The sequence below is a fragment of the Photobacterium kishitanii genome (assembly GCF_003026355.1).
Classification (GTDB): Bacteria; Pseudomonadota; Gammaproteobacteria; order Enterobacterales; family Vibrionaceae; genus Photobacterium; species Photobacterium kishitanii.
Genome location: NZ_PYON01000003.1, coordinates 193,980 through 220,800, shown reverse-complemented (window position 1 = coordinate 220,800; position 26,821 = coordinate 193,980). Strand labels below are relative to the sequence as shown.

The 26,821-nt window shown below is 39.9% G+C and carries 28 protein-coding genes; 8 read left to right on the top strand and 20 right to left on the bottom strand.

What is annotated here, in order from left to right; translation table 11 throughout:
- Window positions 1–197: 197 nt before the first annotated feature.
- Window positions 198–479: a hypothetical protein gene (locus C0W29_RS04990; protein ID WP_045041738.1), complete on the top strand. Its 282-nt coding sequence runs from the start codon at window positions 198–200 to the stop codon at window positions 477–479.
- A 68-nt stretch (window positions 480–547) separates the two neighbouring features.
- On the opposite strand, the gene fadJ is transcribed toward C0W29_RS04990, so the two are convergent.
- A complete protein-coding gene (gene fadJ / locus C0W29_RS04985; RefSeq protein WP_045044287.1) occupies window positions 548–2,650 on the bottom strand; it encodes a fatty acid oxidation complex subunit alpha FadJ in 2,103 nt (700 codons plus the stop codon).
- Window positions 2,650–3,960: an acetyl-CoA C-acyltransferase FadI gene (gene fadI, locus C0W29_RS04980; protein WP_045044286.1), complete on the bottom strand. Its 1,311-nt coding sequence runs from the start codon at window positions 3,958–3,960 to the stop codon at window positions 2,650–2,652. The genes fadJ and fadI overlap by 1 nt, the downstream gene beginning before the upstream one ends.
- Window positions 3,961–4,571: 611 nt before the next feature.
- On the opposite strand from fadI, the gene C0W29_RS04975 reads away from it, so the two are divergent.
- The 5 genes from C0W29_RS04975 (at window position 4,572) to C0W29_RS04955 (ending at window position 10,398) form a co-directional block, all read left to right on the top strand.
- Window positions 4,572–5,135, top strand: a complete 564-nt coding sequence (locus C0W29_RS04975) for a sigma-70 family RNA polymerase sigma factor (protein ID WP_036795609.1) — start codon at window positions 4,572–4,574, stop codon at window positions 5,133–5,135.
- Entirely contained in the window at window positions 5,128–5,862 is a 735-nt protein-coding gene (locus C0W29_RS04970; protein ID WP_045044285.1) for a DUF3379 family protein, read from the top strand. The genes C0W29_RS04975 and C0W29_RS04970 overlap by 8 nt, the downstream gene beginning before the upstream one ends.
- Window positions 5,863–6,135: 273 nt before the next feature.
- Entirely contained in the window at window positions 6,136–7,374 is a 1,239-nt protein-coding gene (locus C0W29_RS04965) for an outer membrane protein transport protein (RefSeq protein WP_045044284.1), read from the top strand.
- Window positions 7,375–7,730: 356 nt separating this feature from the next.
- A complete protein-coding gene (locus C0W29_RS04960; RefSeq protein ID WP_045044283.1) occupies window positions 7,731–8,975 on the top strand; it encodes an outer membrane protein transport protein in 1,245 nt (414 codons plus the stop codon).
- 409 nt (window positions 8,976–9,384) lie between these two features.
- On the top strand, window positions 9,385–10,398 hold the full coding sequence (locus tag C0W29_RS04955; RefSeq protein ID WP_045044282.1) for a trypsin-like serine protease: 1,014 nt from the start codon (window positions 9,385–9,387) through the stop codon (window positions 10,396–10,398).
- A gap of 33 nt (window positions 10,399–10,431) precedes the next feature.
- Here C0W29_RS04955 and C0W29_RS04950 read toward each other — a convergent pair whose 3' ends face one another.
- The 10 genes from C0W29_RS04950 to ccmA form a co-directional block, all read right to left on the bottom strand.
- Window positions 10,432–11,235, bottom strand: a complete 804-nt coding sequence (locus C0W29_RS04950; protein ID WP_036795617.1) for an MlaA family lipoprotein — start codon at window positions 11,233–11,235, stop codon at window positions 10,432–10,434.
- A 72-nt stretch (window positions 11,236–11,307) separates the two neighbouring features.
- Complete coding sequence (ccmI, locus tag C0W29_RS04945) at window positions 11,308–12,597, bottom strand: c-type cytochrome biogenesis protein CcmI (RefSeq protein WP_036795618.1); 1,290 nt, start codon at window positions 12,595–12,597, stop codon at window positions 11,308–11,310.
- Window positions 12,594–13,109, bottom strand: a complete 516-nt coding sequence (locus C0W29_RS04940) for a cytochrome c-type biogenesis protein (protein ID WP_036795619.1) — start codon at window positions 13,107–13,109, stop codon at window positions 12,594–12,596. Before C0W29_RS04940 ends, ccmI begins: the two co-directional genes overlap by 4 nt.
- On the bottom strand, window positions 13,109–13,690 hold the full coding sequence (locus tag C0W29_RS04935) for a DsbE family thiol:disulfide interchange protein (RefSeq protein ID WP_036795620.1): 582 nt from the start codon (window positions 13,688–13,690) through the stop codon (window positions 13,109–13,111). Before C0W29_RS04935 ends, C0W29_RS04940 begins: the two co-directional genes overlap by 1 nt.
- The gene (locus tag C0W29_RS04930) at window positions 13,683–15,674 is read right to left on the bottom strand and encodes a heme lyase CcmF/NrfE family subunit (RefSeq protein WP_036795622.1); all 1,992 of its coding nucleotides are present in this window, start codon (window positions 15,672–15,674) and stop codon (window positions 13,683–13,685) included. Before C0W29_RS04930 ends, C0W29_RS04935 begins: the two co-directional genes overlap by 8 nt.
- 3 nt (window positions 15,675–15,677) lie before the next feature.
- The gene (ccmE, locus tag C0W29_RS04925; protein WP_036795623.1) at window positions 15,678–16,157 is read right to left on the bottom strand and encodes a cytochrome c maturation protein CcmE; all 480 of its coding nucleotides are present in this window, start codon (window positions 16,155–16,157) and stop codon (window positions 15,678–15,680) included.
- Complete coding sequence (gene ccmD / locus C0W29_RS04920) at window positions 16,154–16,360, bottom strand: heme exporter protein CcmD (RefSeq protein WP_036795625.1); 207 nt, start codon at window positions 16,358–16,360, stop codon at window positions 16,154–16,156. The genes ccmE and ccmD overlap by 4 nt, the downstream gene beginning before the upstream one ends.
- A gap of 7 nt (window positions 16,361–16,367) precedes the next feature.
- Window positions 16,368–17,099, bottom strand: a complete 732-nt coding sequence (locus tag C0W29_RS04915; RefSeq protein ID WP_036795627.1) for a heme ABC transporter permease — start codon at window positions 17,097–17,099, stop codon at window positions 16,368–16,370.
- A 116-nt stretch (window positions 17,100–17,215) separates the two neighbouring features.
- Window positions 17,216–17,884 (bottom strand): heme exporter protein CcmB, encoded by a 669-nt coding sequence (ccmB, locus tag C0W29_RS04910; RefSeq protein ID WP_036795629.1) that lies wholly within the window; start codon window positions 17,882–17,884, stop codon window positions 17,216–17,218.
- 5 nt (window positions 17,885–17,889) lie between these two features.
- A complete protein-coding gene (ccmA, locus tag C0W29_RS04905) occupies window positions 17,890–18,540 on the bottom strand; it encodes a cytochrome c biogenesis heme-transporting ATPase CcmA (RefSeq protein ID WP_036795630.1) in 651 nt (216 codons plus the stop codon).
- Between the two features lie 114 nt (window positions 18,541–18,654).
- Here ccmA and C0W29_RS04900 point away from each other — a divergent pair, with 114 nt between their 5' ends.
- Complete coding sequence (locus C0W29_RS04900) at window positions 18,655–19,509, top strand: hypothetical protein (protein WP_045044281.1); 855 nt, start codon at window positions 18,655–18,657, stop codon at window positions 19,507–19,509.
- A gap of 20 nt (window positions 19,510–19,529) precedes the next feature.
- Entirely contained in the window at window positions 19,530–19,841 is a 312-nt protein-coding gene (locus tag C0W29_RS04895; RefSeq protein WP_036795632.1) for an EscU/YscU/HrcU family type III secretion system export apparatus switch protein, read from the top strand.
- 18 nt (window positions 19,842–19,859) lie between these two features.
- Here C0W29_RS04895 and C0W29_RS04890 read toward each other — a convergent pair whose 3' ends face one another.
- From C0W29_RS04890 to cheY, 8 genes are all read right to left on the bottom strand, one after another.
- The gene (locus C0W29_RS04890; protein WP_036795633.1) at window positions 19,860–20,294 is read right to left on the bottom strand and encodes a DUF2802 domain-containing protein; all 435 of its coding nucleotides are present in this window, start codon (window positions 20,292–20,294) and stop codon (window positions 19,860–19,862) included.
- Complete coding sequence (locus tag C0W29_RS04885) at window positions 20,294–20,788, bottom strand: chemotaxis protein CheW (RefSeq protein WP_045041746.1); 495 nt, start codon at window positions 20,786–20,788, stop codon at window positions 20,294–20,296. The genes C0W29_RS04890 and C0W29_RS04885 overlap by 1 nt, the downstream gene beginning before the upstream one ends.
- A 20-nt stretch (window positions 20,789–20,808) precedes the next feature.
- Complete coding sequence (locus tag C0W29_RS21940) at window positions 20,809–21,525, bottom strand: chemotaxis protein CheW (RefSeq protein ID WP_045044280.1); 717 nt, start codon at window positions 21,523–21,525, stop codon at window positions 20,809–20,811.
- Window positions 21,518–22,294, bottom strand: a complete 777-nt coding sequence (locus C0W29_RS04875; RefSeq protein ID WP_036795638.1) for a ParA family protein — start codon at window positions 22,292–22,294, stop codon at window positions 21,518–21,520. Before C0W29_RS04875 ends, C0W29_RS21940 begins: the two co-directional genes overlap by 8 nt.
- Window positions 22,295–22,304: 10 nt before the next feature.
- Window positions 22,305–23,468 (bottom strand): protein-glutamate methylesterase/protein-glutamine glutaminase, encoded by a 1,164-nt coding sequence (locus C0W29_RS04870; RefSeq protein ID WP_045044279.1) that lies wholly within the window; start codon window positions 23,466–23,468, stop codon window positions 22,305–22,307.
- A gap of 73 nt (window positions 23,469–23,541) precedes the next feature.
- Window positions 23,542–25,650: a chemotaxis protein CheA gene (locus C0W29_RS04865; RefSeq protein WP_045044278.1), complete on the bottom strand. Its 2,109-nt coding sequence runs from the start codon at window positions 25,648–25,650 to the stop codon at window positions 23,542–23,544.
- Between the two features lie 8 nt (window positions 25,651–25,658).
- Window positions 25,659–26,378 carry a protein phosphatase CheZ gene (locus C0W29_RS04860; RefSeq protein ID WP_036795642.1) on the bottom strand — a complete coding sequence of 240 codons (720 nt, stop codon included), beginning with the start codon at window positions 26,376–26,378 and terminating at the stop codon, window positions 25,659–25,661.
- A 31-nt stretch (window positions 26,379–26,409) separates the two neighbouring features.
- The gene (gene cheY, locus C0W29_RS04855) at window positions 26,410–26,781 is read right to left on the bottom strand and encodes a chemotaxis response regulator CheY (protein ID WP_036795644.1); all 372 of its coding nucleotides are present in this window, start codon (window positions 26,779–26,781) and stop codon (window positions 26,410–26,412) included.
- Window positions 26,782–26,821: the final 40 nt, after the last annotated feature.

Below are 26,821 nucleotides of genomic sequence, written 5' to 3'. Positions count from 1 at the left end.
TTATGTTAAATAAATGGGGTTTTTATTTTTTCATAGTAATATTGTGACGTTTTTATGTTAATAAAAATGACTTTCATAATATTTCAGTGGTCAAAAATAGATCCTCTAAACCATACTGATGATATCGAATATATTACTATTGCTAATTAATCTAGCGATAAACACGATAGTACCAGATAGATTAAAAGAGGATTCACGTGACTCAACGATGTCCGCATTGCCAAATTGAAATAGATGCACCAAAGATAAATGCATATGAAGATAATTTTGTTTGCCCTCATTGTGCCGCCACATTATCTCATAGCCAGATTGATATCTTTTTCTATGCCTTTTGCTTTATTGCATTAATCTCATTATTACTCATTGCTATCGGTCACATTAATACCTTTATCGCGTTAGTGATCGCTGCAGGTAGCTATCGGCTTTGTCGCAATAAATTATTTGAATCCCACTTCCGTTTAATTCGCTGTACTCACTAACCATACAAATTTCAAATATAAAAAAGCCTGCATCAAAGCAGGCTTCTTGTTTGCATTGCTAGAAAGCGTTAATAAAATCGTTGTTCAGCTTGTGCCATCTCAACTAAATAATCACATGGTGTAAAACGCTCACCATACAAATCACTGTATTCACGCATCATATCGACCACCAAATCAATGCCTAAATGATCCATATAACTAAATGGCCCGCCAAGAAACGGGGGAAAACCAATACCAAATATAGCGCCAATATCACCATCACGAGCCGACTTAATAACGCCCTCATCCAAACAACGGGCAGCTTCATTTAGCATCATGAGACTACAACGAACAGCAATATCTACTTCAGTCAAATGCTGTAAAGGTTCAACCCCTAATACGGCATAAACTGATTTATCTACTTCTTTATTTTTCGAGTTGTATAAATAAAAACCTTTACCACTTTTACGGCCTCGACGACCATCTTGTTGTAACTGTTCAAACATCGCAGGTGTAGCAAACCGTTCGCCTAACTCAGATTCTAAAATTGGGCTAATCTTGGCACCAATATCAACCCCAACTTCATCGAGTAATGTGATTGGACCCACTGGGAAACCAAAATTGAGTAATGCAGTATCAATATGTTCAATCGGCTCACCAGCTAATAGCAAGTGGGCTGCTTCATTCATATAAGGCGCTAATATACGGTTAACATAAAACCCAGCTTTATCAGCAACTACTATTGGTGTTTTACCCTGCTTTTTCGCTAACGCCACCACAGTTGCAATCGTTGTTGCTGAGGTTGTTGCATGGGGAATAACTTCAACAAGTGGCATTTTTTCAACAGGGCTGAAATAATGTAAACCAATGATATTTTCAGGACGTTGTGCATTTGCAGCAATTTTATGAATAGGGATCGAGGACGTATTAGTTGCAAAAATGGTATTTTCCGAAGTGTTCGCTTCAATTTCTTGTACCATTTGTTGTTTAAGCTCAACATCTTCAAATACAGCTTCAATAACCACATCAGCGTCAACCACACCACGATAATCAGTGCTTCCCGTAATGCGCAACATCTGCTGCTGCAATTGCGACTTTCTAATAATACGTCGCTGGCATTGCTTATTCAAAATAGCATAGTTGTACGCTAATGCATGCTGAATACCATCGTTATTAATATCTTTAATTCGCACCGCATAACCAGCTTTGATTGCAGAAACATGGGCTATTCCCCCGCCCATTAGGCCACCACCAAGTATTGCTATACGATTAACTTTCTTCGGTTTAGCCTCAGCACCCAATTCTTTTTTCATCGCAGTGGTGGCAAAGAAAATATTACGCAACGCACGCGATTCAGCAGTCATCACTAAATCACCAAACACCTTTGCCTCTTGCTCTAATCCTTGCTCTATGCCTTTTTCTAAACCATATTTTACTGTGTCTAAAATCGCATCAATGGCAGGATAACAACCGCGTGCTTTTTGTTGGGCTTTTTTAGCTGCTTGATCAAATACCACACTACGACCAAACGCATTACCAGCCATCGCCCAATCTTGAAATGAATGGGTACGAATAGGTTTAGCGGTTAATGCTATTTGCTCTGCCGCTTGTAATAAAATGCTTTGCGGTACAACTTGATCAACGAGCCCTTTTTTAAGAGCCTGCTTCGGTCGTACTTGCTTACCGGTTAACATTAATTCAAGACTATGGGCTACTCCGATCAAACGAGGTAAACGTTGTGTACCTCCAGAGCCCGGCAATAAACCTAATTGTACTTCTGGTAAGCCTAGACGGGTAATATCATCATCACTACAAATACGACTATGACACGCTAAAACAAGCTCTAACCCTCCGCCTAAACACGGACCATGAATTGCAGCAACAACATGAATCGGTAAATCTTCCAATGCTGCAAATAATTGTTGGCCTTTAATTGCTAATGCTTCTGCTTCTGTTGCGGTTTCGCAATCAGCAAGCATACGAATATCAGCCCCAGCAATAAAATTATCAACTTTACCTGAATAAACGACCAATCCCTTAAGATCAGTATGCGTACTTAACTCGGTTAAAACAGTCGTGACTTGCTCGATAAAAGCCGCTTGTAAGGTGTTCATTTTTTCATTGGCAACATCAATTTTAAGCCAGCCAATGCCATTGTCGCCAAAAGATAAACTAAATGCTGATTGAGTCATTATTCTGCCTCCAAAATCATTGCTGCGCCAAGACCACCGGCTGCACAAGCGGTATTTAATGCAAAGCCACCACCACGACGTTTTAATTCATGCAAGGTTTGAGTGATCATTCTTGCACCAGTTGCTGCAAAAGGATGGCCATAAGCAATTGAGCCACCTAAGACATTAAATTTATCCATATCAATATCGCCAATCGCAGCGTCTCGGCCTAGTTTTTGTTTTGCAAACCGTTTAGAACCAAACATTTTAACGTTGGCTAATGTTTGAGCAGCAAAGGCCTCATGCATATCAATTAAGCTTAAATCACCAAGCGTTAATCCTGCCCTCTCAAGCGCTAATGGACTCGCATAGGCAGGTCCCATCAACATATCTTCAGCTACATCTATTGCAGCAAAAGCATAAGAACGGATATACCCAAGTGGTGTTAACCCTAATTCTTTAGCTCGCCCTTCTCGCATTAATAATATTGCAGCAGCGCCATCTGTTAGTGGGGTTGAGTTGGCAGCAGTAACACTACCATGCAAACGGTCAAAAGCAGGATTTAGCTTAGCATATGCTGCTAATGTTGAATCTTGACGAACGTTATTATCGTGATCTAACCATTGTTTATAAGGCGCTGTAAATGCAGTCATAACTTCATTACGGAGTAAACCATCACGCCATGCTTGAGCAGCTAATGTATGAGAACGGTGCGCAAAGGCATCTTGTTCCTCACGGCTAATTGCATGACTTTTTGCCATTTGCTCTGCCGTTTGCCCCATGCTTAATCCGGTTGAATACTCTGCAACGGCAGGAGGAACAGGCAGCAAATCTTTAACGCTTAATGCACTGAGTAATTTCAACCTTGCAGGCATCGTTTTTGTTTTAGTTAGCGCTAATAATGTCGCCGCCATTTTTTTACTAACCCCAATCGGAAGCATTGAGGTTGAATCAGCACCGCCAGCAATACCAATATCTATTGTCCCAGCCATGATACTTTCCGTCACATTAACCGCGGCCTGAAAACTTGTCGCACAGGCACGAGTGACACTATAAGCATCGGTATGAGTATTCATCCCGGTACCCAGAACAATTTCACGCGCAATATTCGGGGCTTCAGGCATCTGTACCACCTGGCCAAATACAACTTGTTCAATTAACTGCGGATCAAAATCAGCAGTTTGTAGCATTTCATTAACGACTAACTTACCTAAATCAAGGGCAGATAAACGATCAAACGCTGTTGATTGACGTGCGAATGGCGTTCGTAAACCGCTAACAATGGCAATACGCTCACCGCTACGTGTAGTGATATTTTGAAGACCCGTCATCGCAACTCCTTGTCACAATTATAATTAACCTCCACTCGAGGTCAGACCACACAATTGTAACCATAAAGTTATAAAAATAAAACATTTGTTTGAAAATGACGATTAAATGAGATTTTTAAGTAAAAAGTGTCGACATTATAATCAGTTATAGTATAAGAAATATCGATACAATTTAACATAGGTATCAATAGTTGTGATGGGTTACTTGAGAGGGATAATGGTGAGCTAATCTTAAGGCAAAAAAAAACCACACCCTCAGGTATGGTTCGAATTCACGCAGAAAGCAATCAATCAGCGTAATAAAATAATCAATTAACATAAAGCCAATTGCAAATCAGGAAAAACCTGATAGGAGAAAGTAAAGTCAGCCTTCAAAAGGAAGTTGTCATCTTGCTCAACAGACGGTGTTAACTATTATTAAGTTATTCAACTTAACCATAGCCTCAACCATCAGATGACGCGGCAACTATAACCTACAGTTCAAATCAGAATTTGAACCAGATCAATTTTATGGCGGTTTATGCCCTATAAAACATAAAAAACCGAATATATCATCCAAAAGTTATCAGGTGGCATCGGTTATTGATGCAATAACGCTAAACAGGCACACAATGATAAAAAATATTTTTAGAAACAAAAAGTCTTCTGCCACGGTCTGTTTAAATATGAATAAACAAAAACGTTATGAAGCACTTGTTCGAGCTTGGCATCAAGATTTATATCGCTACGCTTATTGGCTATGCCATGATCCTCATATTGCCGAAGACTTAGTGCAAGAAACTTGCCTGCGCGCATGGAAATCACTCGATAGCTTACAAGATGATAACGCTGCTAAAGCATGGCTGATAACCATTCTACGCCGCGAAAATGCCCGTCGCTTTGAACGCAAACAATTTGATTTAGTGGATATCGATGATCATCATATCGCGGATACTAAACCTAGTGTTGAAATGGATACCGAGCAATATTTACTGCATCGGTTAATCATGAAACTAACACCTGAATATCGCGAACCATTAATTCTACAAGTTATGGCTGGTTTTAATGGCGATGAAATAGCAGGGATTTTGAACCTTAACCGTAACACGGTAATGACACGACTATTTCGTGCGCGTAACCAATTAAAAGAACAACTTGAAAAGAAACCAACTCAACGGGGGAATCATAATGGATGATCTAGAATTTCGTCGCCGCCTACTGGCTGATCCGAATGATAATGACCCTGAGATAATTAAAGCTAAAAATCAGTCTAGCTCTAATCGCCATTTTTCTAATGAATTACAGCAATTAGATCAACAATTAAAACAAACGCTTAATGTGGATATTCCCGATAACCTAGCAGATCGAATTCTGTTTCATCAATCAAGCCAGGCACAACCAAAAGCTAACCATCATTATAAACGTTATTTTTCTTACGGATTGGCCGCTTCAGTGATGTTTTTTGTGGGTTTTTTGGTCGGGCAACAAGACATTTACCCTCAGCAACCACAGCAGCAAGTCTTTACATCAATGTCGATGCCTGCGATTGCTTTGCAACACGTTAATGCTGAAGCACAATTTGTAGAGCATACCGATGAAGCTGTCACACTACAGCAGGTAAATGCCAAACTGAAGCCTTTTGGTACCAGTATGAATCAATTACCCGGTCATATTTATTACCTCAATTATTGCGGCTTTGATGGTAACCGTGCGTTACATATGGTTGTAGGTACAGATAGTGGCAAGATGACGGTCTTTATTGTGCCGCAAACAAGCTCAAAAATGGCTACAGATAGTGACAATATTAATAAAAGTTTATTATTACCGCTGCAAGATGCCAGCTTAATTATTGTTGGCGATAAAGATGAAAAACTGATGCCAATCGCAGAAAAACTCAAATCTGAGTTCTATTGGCAAATCTAACCGCATAAAATCCTTTCTATAACACAGCTAAAACTCGATATTGATAATTAAGTATTGAGTTTTGGCTGCGGCTTATAGTGCTAATTGTGACGAAAACGACAAGAAACCAGCGTAAAATGAGCCCAAATGAACTCAAATATTCGTTTGTTAGTACTTTTAACTGTCTAAAGTACTGGTCAGCTTTGATACTGCTCTCTCCCCCCCTACAATCATCGCCAATCAGTCATACATAGACTGGAATAATAAATATAAATACATGATCAGGAATCATAAATGAATAAGAAGCAGATATTCACGCGTTCAGTTATTACTGTCGCTATCGCTGTTGCATCATCACAAACAATGGCGGCAGGTTTCCAGCTTAATGCCCAATCAGCTACCGGACTGGGTCGCGCATTCTCAGGCGATGGGGTTATTGCTGATAACGCCTCAACCATGGCTAAGAACGCCGCTTCAATGACATTGTTTGATGCACCAGCGTTATCGCTAGGTGTGATTGGTATTGCAACTGATGTGCATGTTAAAGATGCCCAATACAATAATCGTCCAATAGGTGATACATCAATTGGTGGTACTAGTTACGCGCCAAACATCTACTACATTCAACCTATTAACGATAAATTTTCTGTAGGTGCTTCGCTGTATTCAAACTTTGGCACTAAAACCGAATTTGATGACAATTATGCAGCAAATGCATTTGGCGGCTTAACTGATGTTAAAAGTGTTAACTTAGGCTTAAGTGCTGCTTACCGCATCAACCAGCACATAAGTATTGGTGGTGGCTTAGACATTATTCACGGTAGTGGTAAATTACAGCGCTATATTCCTGCTGGCACAACTTCTACACCAATTGGAAATATAAATACCCCTAAAATAAGCCTACTTGATATTGATGCTGATGGCGTAGCCGTTGGTTTTAATCTTGGTACAATCTACGAGCTAGATGATAATAATCGTTTCGGTTTATCTTACCGCTATAGCCCTACCCTTGAAGCTAAAGGGGATATGCACTATGCAGGTGCAAATATTGACGGACAAAAATTAAAAATGCCATTGCCTGATATGGCAGAATTTTCAGGTTTCAACAAGCTAAACGATAAGTTTGCTATTCACTACAGCATTCAATGGATCCGCTGGAGTGAGTTTGACGTTTTAGAAACAACAGGTAATGTAAACCTTAATAATTACCAATGGCAAGATGGTTGGCACTATTCGTTAGGTGGTACTTACTACCTCAACAATGATTGGACACTACGTGCCGGTTACATGCACGACACCAGTGCGCAGCAAAAAAACAACACATCAATATCTGTCCCAGACTCAGCTCGTAATTGGTTATCTGGCGGCTTTAGTTACCATCTTGATAGCAAATCTACCATTGACTTCGGCCTAACCTACCTAATCGGTAAAGATGTTAGTGCGGAAGAAAGTAATCCTCTAGGTATGTCAGTACAAGCAACCACTCGTGCTAACGCATGGCTATACGGTCTACAGTACAGCCGTTCATTTTAATTTGAGCGTACAGTCATAACAGATTATAAAAAAGAAGCCATCATGGCTTCTTTTTTTATGAGTACAATAATACTAAAACATTATTATCAATAAACTAACATGCTAAAAATGAACAATAAATAGCAATTACCCATAAATATAAACGTAATCCTAATCTCATTTTTCGTACAAGTGTACGCTCAAATATTCATAGCAGCTGCTAACTGAACAAATGCTACCCGATAAAAAACCACAAACAACCACAAACAAAGGATAAAAAATCTTATAACGCTATTTTATAAGATAGCTTTTAACGCACTTTATTGCTACGGGTATGATTTACACCATTATCTCGATGAACAATAAGTTTTTCTAACATGACTAAAAATAAAATCACCCTGGCTCTCGCTATTACAGCTACTGTTGGTATCAGCAGTCAAGCGTCTGCAGCAGGATTTCAATTAGCAGAATATTCAGCTACAGGTTTAGGACGAGCTTTTGCTGGTGAAGCCGCCATGGCTGATAATGCCAGCGCCCAATTCCGTAACCCTGCGATGCTAACGTATTTAAAAGGCATTCAAGTTTCTGCTGGTGCTATTTATGTTGATCCTAATATTGATATTGAAGGTACACATTCAATCTTAGGTAAAACCAGTACCTCAGATTTTGCTAACAGTGCTGTTATCCCAAATTTTTATTTTTCTCGCCCGTTAACGGATAAAGCCACAATTGGTATCGCTTTTGGTACTCACTTTGGTATGCGCACTGATCTTGGAACTGATTTCAAGGCGTCTATGTTTGGTAATCAAGCAGATGTACATACCGTTGAAATTAATCCTAACCTTGGCTACAAAATTAACGATCAAGTAAGCGTGGGTGCTGGCGTACGCTATGTGATGGCTAGTGGTCATTTTGGTGCTGCACTACCAACAGTATTAGGTAAAACAAAACTAAAATACATGGAAGGTGAAGATAATGCTTGGGGCTGGCAGGCAGGTACTGCATGGCAAATTAACGCAAATAATCGTATTGGTATCAGTTACCAATCAGCCGTTAAATTAAACCTTGAGGGCCATGCTTCTGGTCTTGGTTTTGATGGTAAAGGTAATGGTGTATACGCAGGTACATTACCGTTGGAATTACCGGCATCCGCTGAGATTGCAAGCTTCCACCAATTAAATGATCAATGGGCAGTACATGCGAGTGTTAACTGGACTGATTGGAGTGCTTTTGAAAAACTAGAAGCTAATATTCCACAGCTTGGTGGCAATAAAAAAATCAAAGATGAAAACTGGAAAGATAACTACCGCTTTGCTATTGGTACTACTTATCAAGCAACCAATAAGTTAGTACTTCGCTCTGGTATTGCTTATGACACCTCAGCGGTTGATGAAGTCAACCGTACCCAAACTATTCCTGAAACTGATCGTACTTGGTTAAGTGTTGGTGCTGGTTATGCTTGGTCTGAAAACCTAACCTTAGATGCTGGCTTTACCTATATTTTTGCTAAAAAAGCCCACATGCTTGAACAAGAAAAAGATACGTCATTCTTAGGTCAATTTGACGGTCAAACATCCGGTCACATTTGGCTTGCTGGTGTACAGGCAAGCTACCGTTTTTAAATAGTCATAAATAATTAATTTATTTTTATAAGGCCTCATTTTAGAGGCCTTTGTTTATTCTGTAAAAATAAAAATAAATAGCACTACGCACCAGTAAAAAGCAATACCATCCAAATAAGACACTGGAAAGCTTACTACATATCAATTATTATGCTGACCTAATTAATCATACAGCTTATTTAATATACTTTTTGTTATTATCAATTATTTGTATTAAAAATCATACTTTAACAACTAATAATTAATACAACGCATGTTAAATATAAATATTATATCCAACAGCATAATTAACATGCCTAATATAATGTACTTCGCTCACTATCATTAATTAAAAAAATACTATAACTAATTAATTTATTAAAGTTTCTTCTTTTTTAAAGTGGACTTTCTCTGTCAGTGAATAAATTTTATGTCTAAAAAAAAGTACTTATTAAGTATTGCTTTATTATTTTCAACCAATGCATTTTCAATAACTAATGGACAACCTGTTGCAAACAGTAGTTATCAATCATTTATACATTCTCAATATTGTTCAGGCACAATTATTGGTGGTAAATGGGTTTTAACTGCGGCACATTGCAGTACAGAAACGAATGCAGAGAAACCTGTAATATCCAGTTCAAATAATCAAAGAACAATCGTTAGTCAACAAATTAACTATAATGACTGGAATAATAATGGCACAGCTATTGATGCTGCATTATGGTTACTGCCTCATAATATAGCGATAAATAAAATTACCATTATCACTCCAAGTCCCGTTGAATCTGGACAGAACGTTACTATTTTTGGTTATGGTGGAACAGGCAATCAATTAAATAAAGCGACACATTACATCATTGCTAGAGCAGATTTTCCAGCTACTGAAACTGTTTCTCTAGATCGTTATAATCAAGGCAATACTGTCGGTGGTGATTCTGGCGCACCTTATCTAAATAACAATAACCACTTAGTTGCCATTCACAAAGGTCATCAATCTGACTTATCCATCGGCACTAAAGTATCAGCATTTAAAGACTTTATCCTTGATACAATTAATGGTTGGAATTATCCCACCTCTCTTAATAATATTAATGGTAGTCAAATAATTACCGTACAAAGTTTACATAATGATGTCATTCAAGATCAAGCGACGACTACCGGAGATGTTAATATTGATTTTAACCAGTCAACTTGTAGTAACAACTTAATATCACCTTATGATATTTGTACTTACGTTATAACCAGTAATGGGCATAGTGGAACATTAAATTTATCACCAACTGAAAGTATTATTATTAATCAGCCTGATACTGAAGAAACAACTAAACCAGATAATAATGATAAGAATAAGCCGGTAATAACCAAAGATAAAGAGGGTGGCGGTGGTGTAGGAATTTTCATATTAACACTGCTTACAATGGTCACTTTTAAACGCCGTTAAAATAAAGCCCCCTAATTTTAGGGGGCTTTATTATTAATCATTATCGATTTCGTCAAGATAGCTATTATCAAATGTTTCAGCTTGAGGCTGATCGCTGACTTTGCCATCACTCGCAGTAAAATTCTTATATTGAATATAAGCATCACGCGTAAACAAATATGGATCAGGCGAGTTATTTAACATGCTTTCTTGATTGACTAATGCCGCACGATCTTCCATACCTTCAAAGATCCACTTTCCTAGTCCTTCCCAGAAATTTAATAAACTCAGCGGTAAATATAAATCATCAACAGAATCGGTAAAACCACGGAAAGTTATCGGTCCATAAACCGGCAACATCAGATAAGGACCATTACCAACACCGTAATAACCAAGTGTATCGCCAAAATCACGATCTTGAACTTTAGTAATATCTGCCGCTGATGCAATATCAATCAAACCCGCTAAACCAAAAACAGTATTAATCCAAAAGCGGTTAAAATGGGTTAGCGCATCTTTGCCATGCAGTGTCAGGAGGCTGTTTACCATTCCTGCAGGCTCATCTAGATTGGATAAGAAATTGGCAATACCTGTACGTGCAAATGAAGGCGTATAGTTTACATATGCAAGTGATACAGGACGAGCAACGTACGGATCTAAATAATTAAAGTTTAAATCCCACATTGCGCGGTTAAAGCCTTCAAACGGATCATAAACAGTGTTTGCAGTCGCATTATCACCATCAATATGATCAGTAACATTTGTTGATACTGTTTGCTCACTGGCTTTATCGGGAGATTGTGCACAACCAACAATGCCGAGACTTAAAAATATTATCAGTAAGAGCTTTTTATTCAAAACATACACCTAATAAAAAACAGGCTGAACATCAATATTCAGCCTGCTTTATTCATTTTAGCAATTAATTAGTTAATATTGCTTATTAATGACAAACGCTGTTTCCCCGCCTAAAGGTGTTTGGCTGCTTTGACCATACCAATCACCTTTTTTGGTCATCACGTTACCATCACTATCCACACGCGCTTTAATAATCATCTCTGATAATGATGATAGCTGACGTTGTGGAATCATGCTGTCTTTATCCGTTAACGTAATTGTTAATGGAAATTTAGTCGACAATGGTAATTTTACCGCTGCTATTGGCATTGGTGAACCATCAGCATCGTGAACAGAGATAATAATATTACCTTGTTTTGGCAATACAACATTTTTACCTAACGCTATAGTAGCAGTAACTTGCTTAGCTGTATCGGCATTTTGTGTTTCAGATTGTGGCGTAGTTTCATCAATTGCGGTTGGATCCGGTGCAACTGTTGAGCCATCCCCATCTGCGATACGCATTTTTGCACGTTCGATACTACGCGTTAGCATTGGCGTACGTGAATCATCAGGGCCAATAAGGGTTTTCATCATTGTCCAATAATCAACCGCTTGCTGGTAATTTTTTTGCTCAAATGCGTCAAATGCTAATAAAGACAACGCTTGAACGTTAGTGTGATCACTTTTAATCACTTGGCGTAAAAGCTGACGTGCTAAATCACTTTGACCAGGCTTACCACTTAACATTAACGTTTGTGCATAGCCTAAACGAATAGCGGTATCGACAGGGTTAAGATCATAAGCACGCTTCATTGCCATTTCAGCCGTAGCACCATCGCGATTAGCAATAGCAATTCGACCTAACAGCAACCATCCCATTGGATCGTCACCGTCTTTGTGCAATTTAGTACGTAATGCCAGTGTTAGATCCGACATATCTTGATCAGACAGTGGTTCATTAGCAGCATTATCGCCCATTAAGCGTTGAGTTAATTCAGGTAAGCGATTGACAGCTTGATGCCATGCTTCAACTTTAGCACTGCTACCTACTGCACCATAAACACCGTAACAAATACCTACAATAAGGATCAGACCAGGAACAACCATCGCAGGGCTAACATGTGTCGCTTGTTTCTTTTCAGTAACAGGCAAGTCATCCAGTAATGTTTGTTGTAAGTCAGCCACCATATCTTTCTGACTTGCGACCAAACCTTCTTGCGATTCTTCTTCAAGTTCATGAATACGATCTTTAAAGAAAGCTTTATTCAGCTCATCTCGGCTTGCTTCATCGTCATACTCTTTACCGACATACATCGGGATCACAAAGATTGCGATAGAAATTAAAACCAAGACAGCGGTTAAAATCCAAAACAGCGTCATTTATTTACCTTTGTCTGATTATTGGTAGCTTCAGTATCTTGCTGCGCCATTTCAGCCAACAACCCCTGTAAACGTTCCGACTCAACATCATCAAGTGGCTCATCTTTGGTTAATTCGCTTTTTTTGCGTGAGCGATAAACCAAAATAGTAAAACCGATAACAATAAAACCAATAGGGCCAGCCCATAAGATCATTGTTGATGCTGTCACTGCTGGATCATACGTTACGAAATTACCATAACGTGCAATCATATAATCAATGACTTGCTGATTGGTTTTGCCTTCTTTTAACAGCTCGAAGGTTTTCATGCGCATATCTTCTGCTAAAGTCGCATTAGAATCGGCGATGCTGTTATTTTGACATTTAGGGCAACGTAAAGTCTCAGTTAACTCTTGAAATTGCTTCTCTTGTGCTGGATTTTTAAAATCATACACATCAATGGCCGCTAATGCAGGTGCCACCATCGAAAACGTCAGTCCAAGTGCAAATATTAAAGCAAAAAAACGTTTCATTATGCTTTAACCTCCGCTTTGGTATTGTTTGCTTTCGCTTCCGCTAGCATTTTTTCATACAAAGGCTTAAGGGTCTTATTCCAGTTTTCTGGATTAACATCACCGACATGGCGGTAACGAATAATACCATTAGCATCAATTAAGAAAGTTTCAGGAGCACCATAAACACCAAGATCCATCCCTAACATGCCATTGCCATCAAACAAAGAAATCATATAAGGATTACCTAGCTCTTTAAGCCATCGAATCGCTTTAGGTCGCTGATCTTTGTAGTTTAAACCAATGATCTTCACCCCTTGGTTTGCAAGAGTATTGAGGTATTGGTGCTCTGCTTGACAGGTTGGGCACCAAGTAGCCCACACGTTTAAGAGTAGTGGTTGGCCTTTAAAAATCGTTTGCTGATATTCTTTACCAGGCTCAAACAAATCTTCTAACTTAAATGCTGGTACTGGTTTACCCACCAGCACTGATTCAAGTTTGGTCGGATCGTCACCTGCTGCGTTACGAGTTAGTTGGACCATAAACATCACAACTAACCCTAAAAACAGCACTAAAGGAATAAATAATAGCTTCTTATTCATTATTTAGCTTAGCCTCCGATTTTTTGTCATTCGCGGCAATATTAGCTGGCTTACGGAATCGGTAACGCTTATCGCTAATAGCAAAAGCACCACCCAGCGCCATTAAGAACGCACCCATCCACATCCAATTAACAAATGGCTTGTAGTAAATACGTACAGCCCAAGCACCATCAGTACCTAAACGCTCACCCATCGCAACATATAGATCACGTGTAAAGCCACTATCAATTGCTGCTTCAGTCATCATCGAGCCAGCAACCGTATAGAAACGCTTCTCAGCATGCAGCGTTGTGATATCAATACCACGACGACTAATTTCAAAATCAGCCACATAGCCATCATAGTTAGGACCATCGGCATCGCGTAAACCTGCAAAATGGAAGTCATAACCTTTAACGTTAACTGATTGTCCAGGTGATAAACGTAAATCACGCTCAATACCGTAGTTCGATACTAATGTCATACCGATAATGGCAATTGCTAAACCAAGGTGGCCCAACATCATCGCCCAGTGACTACGCCCTAGTTTACCCAACCCATCAAGGAAAGAGTGACGGTGAGTAGCACGACGGTAAATTTCAACTAAGTGAAGAACAATAATCCACACAGCCATCATTACACCAACAACAGCTAACGGCTCAACAACGCTTGCTGTTAGGTAAATAACCAAGAATGAGAATGGAACAGTAAATAATCCACACCACAACATTGGTTTAGCAATCGAAGCAAAGTTATCACGCTTCCAACGCACTAGAGGACCAATACCCATTAAGAATGAGAATGGCACCATTAACCATGTAAACAAGGTATTAAAGAACGGTTCACCGATAGAAACAGAACCTAAACCTAATTGCTTATGGACTAATGGTAATAGTGTACCAATTAACACCACTAAAAGTGCTGCAACTAATAATAAGTTGTTAGCTAATAAGAAGTTTTCACGTGAGAACAATGCATAGTTACCACGAGAACGAATTTGACCACCACGTAGTGCATACAGTAGTAATGAACCACCAATAACGACCACTAAGAAGCCAAGTATAAACATACCGCGCGATGGATCAGATGCAAACGCGTGCACAGAAACCAATACGCCAGAGCGGACTAAGAATGTACCTAATAAGCTTAATGAGAATGCAGAAATTGCCAGTAATACAGTCCACGCTTTAAATGTACCGCGTTTTTCAGTCACTGATAATGAGTGCATTAACGCAGTACCCGCAAGCCACGGCATTAATGATGCGTTTTCAACTGGATCCCAGAACCACCAGCCACCCCAGCCAAGTTCATAGTAAGCCCACCATGAGCCTAGTGCGATACCTAAAGTTAGGAATGACCATGCTGCAATTGTCCAAGGGCGCGACCAACGTGCCCAAGCTGTATCTAAACGACCTGTCATCAATGACGCGATAGCAAATGAGAATGCAACCGAGAAACCAACATAACCCATGTATAGCATCGGCGGGTGAACAATCAAACCTGGATCTTGTAGCAATGGGTTTAAGTCACGACCTTGTACAGGAAAATCTGGCAATGTGCGCAAAAATGGATTGGATGTTACGATAATAAACAGCAAGAAACCCACTGCTATCATACCCATAACGGAAAGTACACGCGCCACCGCTTCTAGAGGCATACCACGGCTAAATCGTGAAACGGCTGCAGCCCAACCTGCTTGGATAAGTACCCATAGCATCAATGAACCTTCGTGCCCGCCCCACACTGCGGTTAAACGGTAATACCATGGCAGTAAACTGGTTGAGTTACTGGCAACATACGCTACCGTAAAATCATTGCTATAGAACGACCAGCTTAAAATACCAAACGACAATGCAAGCATGCCGAATATTCCGTAGGACAGTGGACGTGCCATACGCATCATTGCTTGGTTACCAACCGTGGCACCATACAATGGGTAAATGCTGGCCAGCACCGATAGCGCAAGTGCGGCTATTAGTGCAAATTGGCCTAATTCAGGGATCATTGATCACTTACCTTGTAGTTGTTCTTCAGTGTACTGAAGTCGTTTATGGTTTATCTTCATTGCATCTGCCACTTCTGGTGGCATGTATTTTTCATCATGCTTTGCAAGTACTTCACTCGCTTTGACTGTGGTTGGATTAATTAATACACCCTGTGCCACAATACCTTGCCCTTCACGGAATAAATCAGGCAAGATGCCATCATAAATTACGGTAACTGAAGGACCAATGTCCGCAACTTTAAAACTAATGCGTAATGATTTAGGGTCACGCTCAACAGAACCTTTCACCACCATACCGCCAATACGCAACCGTTGACCAACTTCTGGTTTAGTGCCATCGGGCTTACCATTAATTAATTCTGATGGCGTATAGAACAGATTCATATTTTGGTTTAATGCATATAACACCAAGCCAACCGTTGCACCTAGTCCAAGCACTAACGCCAGCACAATCACTAAACGTTTTTGACGTCTTGGGGTCATAGTGTGTTCTCCAATGTCTTCGCTTCTTTAATGCGTTTTTCACGCGCCATTTTATTTTTTATTTCGCGTAACAAACGACGTTTCGTTGTTAAGCTTGAAAATAAAACCCATAACATCGATAGAAAAGAAATAGCGTAGGCACTCCAAACGTAACCCGCATAACCACCCATCGCAAAAAAATCATTTATAGAATCAAAATACATAGCGATCTCACTTCACCAACTTCTGCACCCAAGGGCGATGGCTCTCACGTAATAGAATTTCATTGCGTAACCGCACCAAGGTAACAGCAGCAAAGAAACAACCAAAACCCAGTAGCATCACTAGCAATGGCCATAACATATCGTTAGACATCGATGGCTTGCCAAATTTAGAAATCGTTGCACCTTGGTGGAGGGTATTCCACCATTCAACTGAGTAGTGAATGATAGGAATATTAATCACGCCGACAATCGACAAAATGCCAGCGGCTTTTGCTGCTGTTTTATGATCATCAAACGCGTTATACAATGCAATAACACCAAGGTATAAGAACAATAGAATCAATTCAGAGGTTAAACGAGCATCCCAAACCCACCAAGCACCCCACATAGGTTTACCCCAAATAGCCCCTGTAATTAAGGCAATAAAGGTAAACACTGCGCCGATAGGTGCCATCGCAGCCGCAGCCATATCTGACATACGAATCTGCCACACAAGGCCAATGAAAGAAGAAATAGCCATAGTCACATAAATACTCATCGACCAAATTGCAGATGGTACGTGAATATAGATGATTCTAAAGCTATCGCCTTGTTGGTAATCTGCAGGCACAAATAATAGCCCCCATACAGATCCCACTAAAATGGAAATCAAAGCGATAATAGAAAACCAAGGCAACAACTTACCACATAATCGGTAGGTGTTTTCTGCTTTAGCGTAGGGATGTAACCACTTCCACATAATGCTCTCAACTTATAATAGATAGTAAATACGTCACTGAGAGTAAATCATCACTCTCGCTTTCTTACTCACGCCACCGTTTTACTTAGTACAGGCGTTAAAGAAAAATTTATCGGTTAATTGACACTGATCCTTAGTGATGCCGCAACAGCAAATGGCGCTAAGGTCAACGACCCCACTAACATCGCTCCCATAATTGCTAATTGACCATCATAGGCCATGCCTAAACTTGCCGCCTCAATGGCTGAGGTCGCGAATATAAGCACAGGAATGTATAAAGGGAGTATGAGCAAGCTCAATAAAACTCCACCTTTTCGTAATCCAACCGTTAATGCCATCCCAATGGCGCCTAAAAAGCTTAATGTCGGCGTACCAATCAACAACGTTAATAATACCGCAATCCAAGTATGCCAATTTAGTGACAGTAAAATTGCCAGTAACGGACTAATTAAAATCAACGGCAATCCAGTGAGTAGCCAATGCGCGATCATTTTGGCAAATGCTGCAACCGATAACGGCGTTGGCATTAACAACATTTGTTCTAACGAGCCGTCAAGATAATCATCACGGAACAAGCGCTCCATCGATAACAACGCCGCTAATAACGCTGCAACCCAAATAATGCCAGGCGCAATACGTGCCAATAGATTAGGCTCAGGGCCAACACCTAATGGGAACAATGTAATAACAATAATAAAAAACCATAACGGATTAAAAATATCCGCTTGTCGACGATAAGCTATCAATAACTCACGGCGAATAATTTGAATAAGGGTGGTAAGCATGGTTATTATTGCCCTAACTTAATTTTTCGTAGCCGATCACTATCAACAAACATGTCTTGGTGAGTGGTCAATAACACCATCCCTCCCCGCTCTGCATGTGATAAAAATAATGCTTCAAGCACCTTTACACCTTGCTTATCTATCGCCGTTAATGGTTCATCAAGCACCCACAACTTGTGATTGCTTAGCCATAAACGCGCCAAGGCAACTCGACGTTGTTGGCCTGCTGATAATTGCCCAGCGCTAATATCTTCACGCCCAGCTAAGCCTACATGTGCTAACGCTTGCCACAGCGCATCATCACCACTTACTTTTGGTGTTCCTTTGAGATCGGAGCCTTGTTGACAGGTATGCATTGCCTGAAAAAAAGCCAAGTTCTCAAAGGCCGTAAGCTCACGCTTTACGCCAGTTTGATGACCTAAAAATAATAATGATTGGTGATAATCTTCACGCGCGGTGGTAATACTTTCATTGCACCACTGCACTTCACCGCTATCTGATTGCCCTAAGCCCGCAATAATCCTTAATAAGGTTGTCTTACCGGCGCCGTTTGGACCTTCAATTTGAACTAATTCACCATCTGAAATAGTGAAATTTAATTCATCAAATAATACGCGCTCATCACGAACACAGCTCAAATTTGCTACTGACAACATAAAATGCTATATCCTAGGTGCCACAAAATAGCCGCATAGTACCACAATGGCTAACAAATTGGCTAAACTGCTCAGCTTCTTAGTCGTTAACTAACGTAAGTAAATGTGAAACAAATGCAAACTAAACTATTGCCGAATTCATCGCTGTTTATAGAAAAACTTTCGACAATTGAAAGGATTACCTCAATACCTAAAACTTCTCATTTACTCTCATCAACAATCACTGCCAACAATCAATCAAATTTGATCTCTCAGCTGCCGCAATTATTATTATCTATGAATAGCTTGCAACGATTAGTTACAAATTTATTGATTCCGTTAAACTTAGGTACAGCTAAATCATCTCAATCTATTCCGTCATCTCTGCAGCAATTATTTAGCCAATTATTACTGCCCAATAACCAATCCGCATTAATTAGCTGGCTACAACACAATACCGGTCATCAAACACTAGCAGCCTTATTACTCCAACTATCACAGTCATCAAGTCCACTAAACCTATGGCTAAATCAGCTTCATTCTGAACAAAAACAAGAATTTATGGCACTACTACGTCTTGCAAGTGAACAAAGAGGCCCAGAAAACCAACGTTCTCCAGACAATAACAATATCCATTTACAATGGGTGCAGGAAAATGGTCAAACTATCCAGCTACAAATTAATAAGCAACCGCAAAATAAAAAAAATACTGTTAAGGATAACAATAACCAATGGACCGTCAAATTGAGTTTACCTATTGGTGCAATAGACAATATGAATGTTACCGCCTGCTGGCATCAACAACAGTTAAGCACTCGGTTTGAGTGTGCTAATCAGCAATTATTACTCCGAATTGAACGGGTAACACCGTATTTAATTTCACGATTACAGCAATTAGGTATTAATAGCACCCCACCACAATATAAACTGCTCACTCGCCAACAAGAAAATACGCCACCAACACCATCGGGACTATCAATAAAAATTTAGTAACTACAAGGATTGTAGACATGACAACCAAATCGACTTCAAGCGTTCAACAAGCAATTGCGTTACGTTACGATGGTGAGCAAAATCCTTATGTGGCAGCTAAAGGCTACGATAAATTAGCGCAACATATTATTGAGCAAGTAAAGCAACAAGGTGGATTGATTCACCAAGATCCTGTGCTGGCACAATATCTCAATAGTTTTGAGCTTGGTGATCATATTCCGGAAGAGTTATACCAAATCATTGCTGAGTTAATTGCATTTTCATGGTATTTAAACGGAAAAACCCCTCCTGGTTGGGAAGGGTTTGAAAACATTGATATTACCGCATAGCTATAATGTATTAACCGGCTAACGTCGATAATGTTGGGGCATACTTTTTTGTAAACTCAGTAATAATTCAGCTTCGGCCTTTGGCAAATCGCATTCTTTCATTAATTCGTTAACATCTGCACCAAGTTCAACCATTTTACTAGCACGACTGTATAGCCGCCCACCAGAATCATTCATAGAAATTTCATTTTGACGAACTTCAACCCGTTCAATCAGCTCAATCAAATCAACCAACTTATCACTCATACCAATACTACCAGTACGTAATTCATTAAATTGTTTAGTTAAACTTTCATTCTGTAACCGTGAATTTTTTAATACTGTTTCAATCGCTGCAAATTTCACTTCTAATGTTTTTCGTGCTTGACGCTCACGACTAATCAGCACTGCGGCAGCTAACGCAATAATCAGAGATATAGCAACAGGTAACCATTGTTGAAGTATGATATCCATTACAAATACGCCATCTCATCCCACTCGTCATCAGACAAGAGTTTATTTAAATCAACCAAGATCAATAGCTGTCCATCGCGGTTACTTACACCTTGAATAAACTTGGCACTTTCTTCTGTGCCAACACATGGCGTACTATCAATTTCTGAGCTACGCAGATAAACCACTTCTGCCACACTATCAACTAAAATACCAATGACTTGTGTTTCTGCTTCGATGATCACAATACGAGTGCTATCTGAAATATCACCATGCTGTAAACCAAATCGAGCACGAGTATCAATAACGGTAACAACATTGCCACGTAAATTAATAATGCCAATCACGTAATCAGGCGCACCAGGCACAGGTGCTATATCTGAATAACGTAAAACTTCACGCACTTGCATAACATTAATACCATAGGTTTCATTTTCCAATTGAAATGTAACCCACTGTAATACTTGATCATTAACGCTATCTTTTTGTATTTCCGTTATATTTACTTGGGACATATTATTTCCTCTTTAATGTCTCAACTCGCGCCGCTATTAACATCTAAGCCTTTATTCAACATTTGAATTAATGCATCAACATGGATCAGAGCACACATTTTTTGTTTTACCATTCCCGCTAACCATGGGCGCTTACCTGCTTGTTGCCGCCAACGAATATCGGTAGCCATCAAGGTTTGAGTACCATGTAAGGTATCGCAAGCGAGTCCCCACTGACTATCACCTAGCATCACCATATAACGATAATTAGCACGATAGCGATCATTGGTTAATTTATCTGCCATTACCCAACCTGCAGTATCGACGACATCAACATTATATTGTGCTAATGGAGCCAGTCCTAGGTACCAAGCTGGACGACCAACAATATGGTTCAACTCCCCTAGTTGATGAATTGCACCAAGTTCAGTTAATGCCACCGCAAACATCATCCCATTGACTTCAAAGAATAATGCTTGAAACGGTTGTTGCTGACCGTGATGTTGCCACACAACAAACTCTGGTTCTGGTTCTGGTTCTGGTTCTGGTTCTGGTTCTGCATCAATGACCACAACTTGAGGCTCAACGTCAAGCAGCTGCGGTACTTGTGCCAATAGTTGTTGTAACTGTTGTGACGGTGATGGCTCACAAAACTCAGTCGGCTTAATCGTCGCTGTTGAATCTGATGCAGTATCTAACAGTAAGTCACCAAAATAATCATCCAATGCTTGTTCACTGGTTAAACGCTTATTATTCATTGTGCGCCAACCTTGTTAAATGACTCAATAACGTTTTGTAAGCAAACACACCGCGACAATTATGGGCATACAATGATGGCGGCATATGCTTAATACTCGCATCTCGAAATTTAGTATCAATCGGGATAGCAGATGTCCACACTTGATCTGGATAACGGGTTTTTAAATCTTGTAATGTTTGCAATGATGCTCGAGTACGCTTGTCATACATTGTCGGCACAATAGTGACATCAAAGCCACCTGGTTTAGAACGCTGCATAATCTGCAATGTACGTAACATTCGTTCTAGGCCTTTCATGGCTAAAAACTCAGTTTGTACTGGAATCAAAATACGATCACTGGCTGCCAGCGCGTTAACCATCATAACCCCTAAAATCGGTGGGCAATCAATCAATACATAGTCATAGTCTGCGGCAACAGCGTTTAATGCTTTTTTTAATACTAACCCCATACCACTGCGGTTACCCATAGAGCGATCTAAGGTCGCTAATGACATATGGGCGGGAATAATATCAATATGGCTGAATGTGGTACTTAAAATTAATTCTCTTACACCATCATAATCAATGTGTGGTAATTGAAATAAATCAAACAAACTCGCAGGCACATAATCAGCATCAAAATTTAAATAGGTTGTTAATGATCCATGAGGATCGGTATCAACCACTAATACCCGCTGGTTTTGTTCACTTAATAATCCTGCTAATGCTATGGTAGTGGTCGTTTTCCCTACTCCACCTTTTTGGTTTGCAATACTCCAAACAACCACCTTTAACTCCTCACGACAAACCCAATTCAATTAAAATACATTCCGCAATGCGGTCAAGGGGAAGATCATGACTAGAAATGCCCGCTTTAGCAACTGCTTGTGGCATACCATATACCACACAGCTATCTTCATCTTGTGCCCAAACGGTAGAACCATTAGCTTTTAGCATTCGTGCGCCTTCGCGACCATCGGCTCCCATACCTGTCAGTACGATTGACAACACTCGCTCATTAAACACTTTGGCCGCAGATCCAAAACTCACATCAACGCATGGCTTATAATTCATCCTATCGCCACCATCGATAATACGTAGTCGTGCTCCCACTGCGCGTCCATCGACCATCATCTGCTGTCCACCTGGGGCTAAATAAGCCACACCAGCACGTAGTATATCGCCATCCTGAGCTTCTTTTACTTCTATACCGCACAAATTATTTAATCGTGCAGCAAATGCAGCAGTAAATGTCATTGGCATATGTTGCACTAAGATAATCGGATAAGGGAAATTAGCTGGCAATTGAGTCAGGATTTTTTGTAAAGCAACCGGCCCACCGGTTGACGTTCCAATCGCCACCAGCTGATATTTTTTACCTGAAGCTCGAAAACGTAATGGCATTTTAGATATTGTGCCGTGTACTGTAACGGTACGCCCACTGCTTGCAGTTGCATCAGATAAAACTCTAGTTTCTGTCATCGTTGCCGCAGTACTACGAACAGACGGCATAGATAGCGACTTTATCGCTGCAGATGAACCATTATTACGTCGTAAATAAAAACGTTTCCCTGCCAACTCTGCGACCCGTTTTTGTAATAAATCGACAGCTTCATCACGGTTACGCGCAATATCTTCAAATTTCTTCGGCAAAAAATCTAAAGCGCCAGCATCTAGCGCATCTAAGGTTGCTTTCGCGCCATCTTGAGTTAAAGAAGAAAACATCAAAATAGGTGTGGGCGCAATTTTCATGATTTCACGCACTGCAGTGATGCCATCCATTACTGGCATTTCAATGTCCATGGTAATGACATCGGGTTGTAAAACTTTGACCAACTCACACGCTTCTTTACCATTAGTGGCATTACCGACGACGGTTAATCGAGGATCAGCATTAATTATTTCACTAACACGACGACGGAAAAAACTTGAATCATCAACAACTAACACCTTTATTGCCATTTGTTTTTATTCCTTTACTTAAACAATATCACCAGCCTAAGCACTCACAATTAACGGTCATTATTGCTAGTTATTAACGTCTTACATAATGATTTAACAGGTTCGGCACATCTAAAATAAGTGCGATATGACCATCACTAGTAATGGTTGCTCCAGCCATGCCTGGTGTACCTTTTAACAACTTATCTAACGGCTTAATCACTACTTCTTCTTGGCCTATCAGACTATCGACCACAAATCCGACCCGTTGATGTCCTGTTTGTACAATAACGACATGACCATAACTGTTATGTTGCTGTTTGTTCACTGATGATTTTTTTGACAACCAATCTTGCAAGTAAAATAACGGAATCGCTTTTTCGCGCACAATAATGGTCAGTTGACCATCTACGGTATGAGTTTTAGTAAGATCTAAATGGAATATTTCATTAACACTTGCCAAAGGTAAAGCGAACGGTTGCTGCGCTACACCAACCATCAATGTCGGTAAGATCGCTAACGTTAATGGTACTTTAATATCAATTCGCGTCCCTTTACCTAGTACGGAATCAATCACTATCGAGCCATTAAGTTGGTTAATGCTAGTTTTCACTACATCCATACCAACACCGCGTCCTGAAATATCCGAAATCTCTTTTTTGGTTGAAAATCCAGGCGAAAAAATCAAATTATAGGCATCATTATCGCTTAACCGTGAAGCGGCATCATGATCCATCATGCCGCGATCAATCGCTATTTGACGCAATTTATTAGCATCCATACCGCCGCCATCATCTTCAATAGTTAAACGGATATGATCGCCTTCTTGTGAGGCTGATAACAACACTTTACCAACGGCTGATTTACCCGCTTGCTCGCGTACCGTTGGCATTTCAATACCATGATCAACCGAGTTACGGACTAAGTGCACTAATGGATCAGCAAGTGCTTCTACTAAATTTTTATCAAGATCAGTGTCCTCGCCCACCATCTCCAGCACTATTTCTTTATTAAGGCTACGGGCTAAATCACGCACAACACGAGGGAATCGACCAAATACTTTTTTAATTGGCTGCATTCGCGTTTTCATTACCGCACCTTGAAGATCTGCGGTCACAACATCAAGTGTTGAGACTGCTTTTGACATTTCTTCATCAGTGGTATTTAACCCTAAACTAACTAGCCGATTACGTACTAAAACTAATTCACCAACCATATTCATAATGATATCGAGCGTTGAAGTATCTACCCGGACAGTGGTTTCAGCTTGAGGTTTAGGTTTATCTTTACTGGCTGGTATTGAGGGATTATTTGTAGGCTCAGCCACAATATTATTGGTCGCTAAATGGGGATTAACGGTAGCCGAGACAGCGCTTGATGAAAGATCAATAGCGGGTGTTGTATCAACTAAAGGCGCGCGACCAATACCATGTAATTCATCTAACAGATTTTCAAACTCATCATCTGTCATTAAATCATCGTTAACAACCTCCAAGTTTTCATCTTCAGTTATTAACGTTGTTATACCGGTGTTAACTGCTGTACCTGGAGCATTGCCACTGCCATGTAGCTCATCCAATAAGCGTTCAAATTCATCATCAGTAATGTCACTACTTTCGACATTACCAACAACATTATCAACCTTCGATGTTGGCAATGGTGCAGAGGGTGAGTTACCAACACCATGTAATTCATCTAATAGCCGATCAAACTCATCTTGAGTAATATCATCAACCGAATCAGCACTAATCGCACTACTTGTGGATGTAACAGGAAGAGACTCAACCTTAGCCGTCGTCGCTTCAATTGCCGTTGGTGGCAAACTGTAATGGTGTAATTGATCCAATAACGTTTGTTCGGCTTTTATCAATGGCTGATGTGCCTGTACCTGAGCAAACATAACATTAATACAATCGAGCGCTTCTAAAATGACATCCATGAGTTCTGATGTCACTTTACGCTTACCTGTTCGTAATAGATCAAACACGTTTTCAGCGCCATGGCAGGCATCAACCAACTCAGACAATGATAAAAAACCAGCCCCACCTTTTACGGTATGGAAACCACGAAAGATTGCATTTAACAATTCACCATCATCTGGGCTTCGTTCAAGTTCAACCAATTGCTCAGATAATAATTCAAGAATTTCCCCAGCTTCAATCAAAAAGTCTTGTAGGATATCTTCATCTAAATCAAAACTCATAAATTCCTCTAAAATCCAAGACTTGAAAGTAAATCATCAACATCAGTTTGTGATGAAAGTGCATCTTTACGTTGCTGGGGGTTTATAATCGGCCCTTCGGCAGTAACCGCTGACGGCGGTGTTTTTACACTAGAAAGTGAGGCTTGTTCACTATCAAATGCTTGTAAAATATCAAGCATCCGCTGTTCAACTTCAAGCACTAAGGTGATCACCCGACGTATAACTTGACCGGTAAGATCTTGAAAATCTTGTGCCATTAAAATATCAGTTAAATGTTCACGTAACAGCGAACTATCTTGATCAATTTGGAGTAATAAGCCATTAATATCATGACAAAGCTGTTTAAAATCAGCTAAAGCAATTTGACCGACCATTAATCGCTGCCATTGAGGCTGAAGGTTATGTAATGTTTGCTGTAATTGTTCGGCAATAGGCAAGGTTATTTCAACAGCATCCATGGTACGGTTAGCTGCTGCTTCTGTTTTATCAATGACATAAGATAAACTATCACGTGCATCTGGAATGTCCGTTTTGGCTAAATCATTCCAACGCGTATCATTGCGAAAACTCACCAAACAGTCATGCAACTGCCGAGTCATTTTACCCACTTCTTCGTACATAGGCGCATGATGATGTTCAACTAAAGTTTGCACTAAAGTATTAGCTTGTTGCTGCTGTCCTTGCTCAAGCAACATCACTAATTGCTGTGCTTGCTCTAATGAAATCATGGTTATATTTTCCTATGCCAAAACACAATAACTACTGTAATCGTTCAAAAATCTTCGCGAGTTTTTCTTTCAATGTTGCCGCATTAAAAGGTTTTACAATGTAGCCATTCACGCCTGCTTGAGCAGCTTCAATGATTTGTTCACGCTTAGCTTCTGCGGTAATCATCAAGACAGGTAAATGTTTTAATTGCTCATCAGCGCGAATGTGGCGTAATAAATCAATACCTTGCATACCAGGCATATTCCAATCCGTCACCACAAAATCAAAATCACCGCGCTTTAATAATGGCAATGCAGTTACGCCATCATCAGCTTCGACAGTATTGTTAAACCCTAAATCTCGCAGTAAGTTTTTAACGATACGGCGCATTGTTGAAAAATCATCAACAATAAGAATTTTCATATTAGTATTCAAAATTGCCTCCACAGCGAAACCTGTGTTG

What these genes read in the sequence shown, in the direction of transcription:
- fadJ (WP_045044287.1), bottom strand. Translation starts at nt 2,650, where the DNA reads ATGACTCAATCAGCATTTAGTTTATCTTTTGGCGACAATGGCATTGGC.
- fadI (WP_045044286.1), bottom strand. Translation starts at nt 3,960, where the DNA reads ATGACGGGTCTTCAAAATATCACTACACGTAGCGGTGAGCGTATTGCC.
- C0W29_RS04975 (WP_036795609.1), top strand. Translation starts at nt 4,572, where the DNA reads ATGATAAAAAATATTTTTAGAAACAAAAAGTCTTCTGCCACGGTCTGT.
- C0W29_RS04970 (WP_045044285.1), top strand. Translation starts at nt 5,128, where the DNA reads ATGGATGATCTAGAATTTCGTCGCCGCCTACTGGCTGATCCGAATGAT.
- C0W29_RS04965 (WP_045044284.1), top strand. Translation starts at nt 6,136, where the DNA reads ATGAATAAGAAGCAGATATTCACGCGTTCAGTTATTACTGTCGCTATC.
- C0W29_RS04960 (WP_045044283.1), top strand. Translation starts at nt 7,731, where the DNA reads ATGACTAAAAATAAAATCACCCTGGCTCTCGCTATTACAGCTACTGTT.
- C0W29_RS04955 (WP_045044282.1), top strand. Translation starts at nt 9,385, where the DNA reads ATGTCTAAAAAAAAGTACTTATTAAGTATTGCTTTATTATTTTCAACC.
- ccmI (WP_036795618.1), bottom strand. Translation starts at nt 12,597, where the DNA reads ATGACGCTGTTTTGGATTTTAACCGCTGTCTTGGTTTTAATTTCTATC.
- C0W29_RS04940 (WP_036795619.1), bottom strand. Translation starts at nt 13,109, where the DNA reads ATGAAACGTTTTTTTGCTTTAATATTTGCACTTGGACTGACGTTTTCG.
- C0W29_RS04935 (WP_036795620.1), bottom strand. Translation starts at nt 13,690, where the DNA reads ATGAATAAGAAGCTATTATTTATTCCTTTAGTGCTGTTTTTAGGGTTA.
- C0W29_RS04930 (WP_036795622.1), bottom strand. Translation starts at nt 15,674, where the DNA reads ATGATCCCTGAATTAGGCCAATTTGCACTAATAGCCGCACTTGCGCTA.
- ccmE (WP_036795623.1), bottom strand. Translation starts at nt 16,157, where the DNA reads ATGACCCCAAGACGTCAAAAACGTTTAGTGATTGTGCTGGCGTTAGTG.
- ccmD (WP_036795625.1), bottom strand. Translation starts at nt 16,360, where the DNA reads ATGTATTTTGATTCTATAAATGATTTTTTTGCGATGGGTGGTTATGCG.
- C0W29_RS04915 (WP_036795627.1), bottom strand. Translation starts at nt 17,099, where the DNA reads ATGTGGAAGTGGTTACATCCCTACGCTAAAGCAGAAAACACCTACCGA.
- ccmB (WP_036795629.1), bottom strand. Translation starts at nt 17,884, where the DNA reads ATGCTTACCACCCTTATTCAAATTATTCGCCGTGAGTTATTGATAGCT.
- ccmA (WP_036795630.1), bottom strand. Translation starts at nt 18,540, where the DNA reads ATGTTGTCAGTAGCAAATTTGAGCTGTGTTCGTGATGAGCGCGTATTA.
- C0W29_RS04900 (WP_045044281.1), top strand. Translation starts at nt 18,655, where the DNA reads ATGCAAACTAAACTATTGCCGAATTCATCGCTGTTTATAGAAAAACTT.
- C0W29_RS04895 (WP_036795632.1), top strand. Translation starts at nt 19,530, where the DNA reads ATGACAACCAAATCGACTTCAAGCGTTCAACAAGCAATTGCGTTACGT.
- C0W29_RS04890 (WP_036795633.1), bottom strand. Translation starts at nt 20,294, where the DNA reads ATGGATATCATACTTCAACAATGGTTACCTGTTGCTATATCTCTGATT.
- C0W29_RS04885 (WP_045041746.1), bottom strand. Translation starts at nt 20,788, where the DNA reads ATGTCCCAAGTAAATATAACGGAAATACAAAAAGATAGCGTTAATGAT.
- C0W29_RS21940 (WP_045044280.1), bottom strand. Translation starts at nt 21,525, where the DNA reads ATGAATAATAAGCGTTTAACCAGTGAACAAGCATTGGATGATTATTTT.
- C0W29_RS04870 (WP_045044279.1), bottom strand. Translation starts at nt 23,468, where the DNA reads ATGGCAATAAAGGTGTTAGTTGTTGATGATTCAAGTTTTTTCCGTCGT.
- C0W29_RS04865 (WP_045044278.1), bottom strand. Translation starts at nt 25,650, where the DNA reads ATGAGTTTTGATTTAGATGAAGATATCCTACAAGACTTTTTGATTGAA.
- C0W29_RS04860 (WP_036795642.1), bottom strand. Translation starts at nt 26,378, where the DNA reads ATGATTTCATTAGAGCAAGCACAGCAATTAGTGATGTTGCTTGAGCAA.
- cheY (WP_036795644.1), bottom strand. Translation starts at nt 26,781, where the DNA reads ATGAAAATTCTTATTGTTGATGATTTTTCAACAATGCGCCGTATCGTT.